The 6,057-nt window shown below is 43.6% G+C and carries 5 protein-coding genes, 1 tRNA gene and 1 pseudogene; 2 read left to right on the top strand and 5 right to left on the bottom strand.

Annotated features, from left to right (window positions below; translation table 11 throughout):
* Positions 1-233 (top strand): annotated as a pseudogene (locus J7545_RS06270) (IS701 family transposase); the annotation flags it as partial.
* Between the two features lie 454 nt (positions 234-687).
* Here J7545_RS06270 and J7545_RS06265 read toward each other — a convergent pair.
* The 3 genes from J7545_RS06265 to lysS all read right to left on the bottom strand — a co-directional run bounded on the left by J7545_RS06265 (position 688) and on the right by lysS (position 3,029).
* Positions 688-906 carry a Bro-N domain-containing protein gene (locus J7545_RS06265; RefSeq protein WP_318719309.1) on the bottom strand — a complete coding sequence of 73 codons (219 nt, stop codon included), beginning with the start codon at positions 904-906 and terminating at the stop codon, positions 688-690.
* A 435-nt stretch (positions 907-1,341) separates the two neighbouring features.
* Positions 1,342-1,415 (bottom strand) — tRNA-Arg (locus J7545_RS06260).
* Positions 1,416-1,454: 39 nt separating this feature from the next.
* Positions 1,455-3,029, bottom strand: a complete 1,575-nt coding sequence (gene lysS / locus J7545_RS06255) for a lysine--tRNA ligase (protein WP_318699735.1) — start codon at positions 3,027-3,029, stop codon at positions 1,455-1,457.
* 86 nt (positions 3,030-3,115) lie between these two features.
* On the opposite strand from lysS, the gene J7545_RS06250 reads away from it, so the two are divergent.
* Positions 3,116-4,561 carry a carotenoid oxygenase family protein gene (locus tag J7545_RS06250; RefSeq protein ID WP_318699736.1) on the top strand — a complete coding sequence of 482 codons (1,446 nt, stop codon included), beginning with the start codon at positions 3,116-3,118 and terminating at the stop codon, positions 4,559-4,561.
* 103 nt (positions 4,562-4,664) lie between these two features.
* On the opposite strand, the gene J7545_RS06245 is transcribed toward J7545_RS06250, so the two are convergent.
* Positions 4,665-5,447: an ABC transporter permease gene (locus tag J7545_RS06245; protein ID WP_318719308.1), complete on the bottom strand. Its 783-nt coding sequence runs from the start codon at positions 5,445-5,447 to the stop codon at positions 4,665-4,667.
* 24 nt (positions 5,448-5,471) lie between these two features.
* Positions 5,472-6,056, bottom strand: coding sequence for a DUF5357 family protein (locus tag J7545_RS06240; protein WP_318699738.1), 585 nt, complete (start codon positions 6,054-6,056; stop codon positions 5,472-5,474).
* Between the last annotated feature and the right edge of the window lies 1 nt (position 6,057).

Here is a 6,057-nt window from a genome sequence, read left to right as displayed (position 1 = left end):
ACTTGAGCTTACTGCGTCATTTTATTCTGGTTTTTTGTGCTTATACTTTTATCATTTACCATAAGTTAACGGGCGGGCTACGAAGGCAATGGGCCAATCGACCATTAAATACATTGGCAGAAGCTTTGTCAGCCTTTCGTGTAGCCTTGTCTTTTCGTTTCTATAATTGGCTCCAGGAAAATTGGGACGTATTTACCGCTTACCAAGAGGATTTAGGCTGGCTTTGGCATTGATATTTGTTTAAGTCCCGATAGGCGCAAGAGATGAGGATTGGAATGGAACTTACCACTATCGCTCTGACGAACTAGAACTGAGAGAATAACGGATACCGTGCTATCTCTGAATTGCGTATTTCTGGGGATGGTTGGATTCCTGGTGAGAGGCTCCTACTCCTCCTTGCGGAAGGACTTCTCGCCAGAAACAGACAGATAATCTAATGGCGGTAATTGATACTCATAGAAGTTGCGCTTTGGCTATTTCAACCCAGCTTGTTCCCGAACCGCGTCTTGCTGTTGCCATAAAATCTCCCTTTCTTTCAGTTTGTTCTTTAGTAGGCATAACACTCGATCATCCTTTGTGGGTGTAGGGCAGAGGAAGACAACCTCGTATACACAGCAATTTGGAATCCTTATAGCAATTCCGATTACACTGGAAAACGAAATGTTAAGATTTTTTTGAGTATGCAACTCACACCAGCAACAGGGGGAGACGGTAAGAACCCGTTCTTCTAATCGAAGGTAAAACCTCCTCAAGTACCCACTTCTGGAAGGGAACCGCTAAAGGACTCTTAGAACGAGCAATGAGATGGTAAAGTCCCGGCTCAAATAAGGTCACCGTAGATTGCATTCCTCCAAGGGTCTGTACTGAGTGCAGACCCTTCCACTCAGAAGGAATATTTTTCCACAAGCTTCGCCGCTATTCTCACTCCTAATGAGAGATTCCCTAGTCCCAGTGTTCGTAATATTACTTTTTCCTCATCACTTAGTCCAGTGATTGGGGATATTTTCTGTCGGATCATACCAGCCCATGGAGTGCCGATGGATATATATCTTCTTTGGCTACCCTAGTTGGGTCTCCAGCTTGGATATATATCTATTTTATCACACTTTATGATTCTCTCTTTATCCATAGGGGATTCTTATGTGATGGTCGTACGACTGATGTATTGATAAAATTCTATGGCAATGCTTCTATGGATAGATTTCCTCTATTTGTGCGACCTATTTACCCTGCACTGCTTTGGAGTGGTGTAGGATAAATTTGTGTGAAATATGTGTGAGCATAGCCTTCTGAGTGGTAGACCATGGGTTCGAGTCCAGGCAGACCAATAGAATCTAAAAGCGGGACTGACGGGATTTGAACCCATGGCCTAGCGCTTAGGAGGCGCTCGCTCTATCCAACTGAGCTACAGTCCCAGCCTCCCCATTATACATGATTTTAATTCAGTCAGGAGACTAACCCAAGCCCAGAACCGCTTTTAAGCGCTCAACCACAAACTTACGGTCTAAATATGACAATAAACCGCCTGCTTTTGGTCCCCGTTCTTTCCCTAGGAAGGATTGGTAAATTGCAGGAAATGCCAGATTGGGTTTAATCGATAACTCCTTCGTAGTGGAGAAAATCAAGGTTTGTAACTCCTCCGCTTCCCAACTTTCTAGTTTTTCCAGATTCACAACCAACTGGTTTAGATAGGTCTTTTGTTCCTCAGATAATTGACGAGTTCCTTCAGGAATTTCATCCCAATAAATCACTAACTTTTCTTCTTCATCGGCATAATCTTCAAGCCATTTTTTGCCAACATTAATCCGCTTCCTAATCTCTTCCCAATCCCTATCCGTTAGAGAAGACATTCGTTTTTGAATTTCTGCTTCAACCTCTAAACCAGGAATTTGCAACAAGGAAATCAAGGTACTCAGTTCAAAGGGTTGATAGGGTTCAATTTCACTATCCAACTGGGCATACAAGAGAGACATCAAATCCTTCGAGAGTTCACCCTCTTCTCCAGCACTTTGCCACTCTTTGTACTTACCAATCAACGTATCATAATCTCGGAATAGGCGAGTCGTAGTTTCATAGTTGGGTGCAAAGTTAATTACCGTTTTTGGGGGGGTTCTTAACATCAAAAACCGCAAGAGTTCAGCCGGCAATAAAGCCGCCATATCTCTGGCACTTGAACCGACTCCTTTGGAGGAACTCATTTTTGTCCCATTGACTAAAATAAATTCATAGGGCGAATGGAAAGGCGGTTGCTTTTTCAGTACTTTGCGACAAATGGCATTAGCCACATCACGAGATCCACCTTTTTGAGAATGGTCTTTTCCTGCCAGTTCAATGGTGACTCCCAAGATATCCCATTTGGCGACCCATTCCACTTTCCAAGGTAATTTTCCATTCCCATCAAAAGGAGAAACCCAGCCCGAATAACCACATCCTTCTACCCAATCGGTGCTATCCGGTTTGCAGGTATAAAAGACTTGTTCACCGTTGTAATCGCTGACGACAGTTGTGGCGATTTTACCACAATTTTCACAGACGACTTGGAAGGGATACCAATCATCAGGTCGTTTGGCTTTACTAACTTGTTCATAGGCTTGGCGAATTAAGTCAGCATTGTTTAAAAAGGTGTCAATGTAGGGATTGAGTTGTCCAGTGCGATAGAGGTCGCGCAGATAATAAACTTTTGGCTGTACTCCCAAATATTCAAAGACTTGTAGAAACTCGCCCATAAAATATTTGGCGTAGTCACTTGCGGTTTCTTCTGGAGAGGGAACATTACAGAGAGGATAGCCTAGGTAGGGTTTAAAGTGTTCCTGGTTGAGATATTTTGGAACAGTATCTAAGGCATCATAATCATCGACACCATAAAGGAACTTAACGGGTTTTTGGGCCTGTTTTAGGGCACGATAGATGACATCATGGATAATGACTCCCCGTAGCGATCCGACGTGAACACGACCGGATGGAGTTTTCGAGTCATTGACAATTTGTTCGCCCTGTGCATCTTGTGCAATCTTATCGGCCCAAAACATAATGCATTTTTATTTATCCACAATCTTTTCACTATAATATCAATGATCTAAAAAATCTAGGTTTTGAAGCTCTTTAATCTGCCTCTATGTCTTCCATCACTAAATCTTATCCGGCTTGGAGTCGATCGCTCGCTCAACCTGGGACAGAGTTTCCCCCGACACCCCTTGAGATCTTAGAAGGTGCGATACCGCAAGGGTTACGAGGAACATTGTATCGCAATGGCCCTGCACGATTAGAACGGGGCGGCGTACGCGTGGGTCATTGGTTTGATGGGGATGGGGCAATTCTGGCGGTTAAGTTTACGGATGAGGGAGCAACTGGGGTTTATCGGTATGTCCAAACGGAAGGATATTGTGCAGAGGGTGCGGCGAATCAGTTTTTGTATCCCAATTATGGCATGACTGCCCCAGGTGCGCTTTGGAAACGTTGGGGCAAGTTACCGAAACATTCAGCGAATACGTCGGTTTTAGCCTTACCCGATAAACTTTTAGCCCTGTGGGAAGGCGATCGCCCCTATCGGTTAGACTTGGAAACGTTAGACACTGAGGGTAAGGATGACCTATCCCAGTTACAGCCAGGAATGCCCTATTCTGCCCATCCGAAAGTAGATGCTCAGACGGGGGAAATTTTCAACTTTGGTACAGTTCTGGGAGCCAAACCAAAATTATGTTTATATAAGAGCGATCGCACGGGCAAAATTATCCAAATGGGCGAGCATGTTCTCAAGAGTGTGTCCATTATCCATGATTTCGTTCTCGCTGGCCCCTATGTGATCTTTTTCATTCCCCCCATTAAATTGAAGGTATTCCCGATTTTGCTGGGGACTCAGTGTTTTTCTGATGCTCTGGAATGGCAACCGAATGGAGCCACACAAATTTTAATTTTCGATCGCCAAACCCTCTCTCTGGTGTCGCAAGAAGAAGCACCTCCCTGGTTCCAGTGGCACTTTAGCAACGGATTTATGGATGAACAGGGAAACCTGGCGATCGATTTTGCCCGTTATGAGGACTTCCAAACCAATAGATTTCTGAAAGAAGTCCCCAGTGGTAAAACTCAGACGAAAGCATTAAGTCAATTGTGGCGATCGCATCTTAACCCAAAAACTGGGGAACTCATTGACCATTATCCCTTGATTGAGCAGCATAGCGAATTTCCCATTGTCTCCCCCCTCGAAGTCGGAAAACCGGCACGCTATACCTATCTGTCTATGCATCGTCCAGGAACCCCATTAGGTGAAGATTTACTGAATGTCATTGCTCGTTGGGATAACGAAACCGAAACCTTGGAAATGGGCGATCCAGGTCTCGGATCGTACCCCACAGAACCCCTTTATGTCCCCAATCCAGAAGCAGAAGAGAAGGGTTGGGTGCTAACTGTGATTTATCATTCCTCTAGTCATACCAGCGAAGTCTGGATTTATGATGCCCATCACCTCAGTGATTCCCCCGTTTGTCGGTTAGGATTACCCAGCGTTATCCCCATCGGATTTCACGGTACATTTGCGAATGAGCATAAGAAACTAGGTTTCTAGTGAACTGTTTCATCTCATGTGATGCCTTAGAAAAGATGATGAAGAGGAGAAGTTAGGACAGTTTCTATTGCCTATTGCCTCAAAATAACCAAGCTATTCACTCTCAAAATTCCCGTTGGGCCAAAATAATTGTGGCTAAAGCTAATAACGCTATGGTGTAGACAATACCATATCCCGCATTCGCAGTCAGCGTCACAGCACCGGGTAAAGAGTTCATCCCATACACCGCTAAGTTTTTCACATCTAAGCGAGATAGATCGGGCACAATAATAAACAAGACTTGACTCAGACGGGAAAACAAGGGAGTTTCGACTAAGGCATTCAGTTTCACCATGTCGGCGCTTAAGTTACCCATGAAATAAATGCCAAATGTGAGGAAAAGAGCCACTAAGGAACGGGTAAAGACTCCAAATAAAATGGCTGCTGCTGTAATCAAGGATAGCTTCAGAATCAGGAACAGAGCAGAAATAATCAGGGCAGTTAAGGACGGATAACTGGTTTGATTTAAGGTTAAGATTCCCAGATAAAGCCCCATCATGCCGACGACTAAGATGCTCAAAACTGCCGAAACGCCTAAAAATTTGCCCACAATCAGTTCAGAGATATTGAGAGGTTTGGCAATTAGTAAATAAATAGTTCGCTGGTCAATTTCCTTGTTAATTAATCCAGTACTGATAAATACCGTTACTGCAACTCCTAGAATCTCCATCAATCCTAAGCCCACATCCAGAAGAATTTTATCTTCTACAGTGGAGGCAACTTCCCGAATTACGGGGATTATAAATACGATTATGATGGCGAATAATCCCCATACATAGAGAATGCGATCGCGGATGGTTTCGGCAAATACATTATTGGCAACAACCCTGAGTCGATTAAAATTCATAGGTCTGTCTAAAAGCAGGATAAATTAGTCGGAGCTGAATGGCGATCGGAGTTTTTCTAGGTCTAATTTTATCACAAATAAGCTGTTATCCATGTTCTGGTTCACCAACTTTGGATTGGCGATCGCCCATTCATCAATCATGAAGTAAAAGTAAATCCAGCAACTGATGAGTAAACTACTCAGAAGAATGATAATATTTCTTTGTAGGCGTTTTTTCCCTTCTACCGATCCGAGATCGAGGGAGCGGATTCTGATCGCATCAGGTAAGAGCTGAGTGAGGGCGATCGATTCTGGATAGCTCACCCACAACACTTTTTGTGAAACTCTATCGAGGATCCTACTGATAATCAGAGAGAAAATCAACCAGATAATGATGGGTTTGAAATCGATACCCCAACAGTCTAGAGTATATTGACTCAGGAAAATCCATAGGGCATAGAGTAAAGTGAGAAACCCAAAGAAAGCAATTGGCTCTTGCAGTTTTTCCAGTTTGAAGATGGGCATTAAAGCCGCAATAGTCCAGAACCCAAAACCGATAATAAACAAGATTTGCCAGAGGGTAGGCGGCTTAGAAAATAAAGTCTTGAACAGTTGAATAAAGTTGTGCATG

This window comes from Roseofilum sp. SBFL (assembly GCF_017746885.1).
Taxonomy (GTDB): domain Bacteria; phylum Cyanobacteriota; class Cyanobacteriia; order Cyanobacteriales; family Desertifilaceae; genus Roseofilum.
The sequence above is the reverse complement of the archived record's forward strand: the minus strand, read 5'-3'. Positions and strand labels throughout refer to the sequence as shown.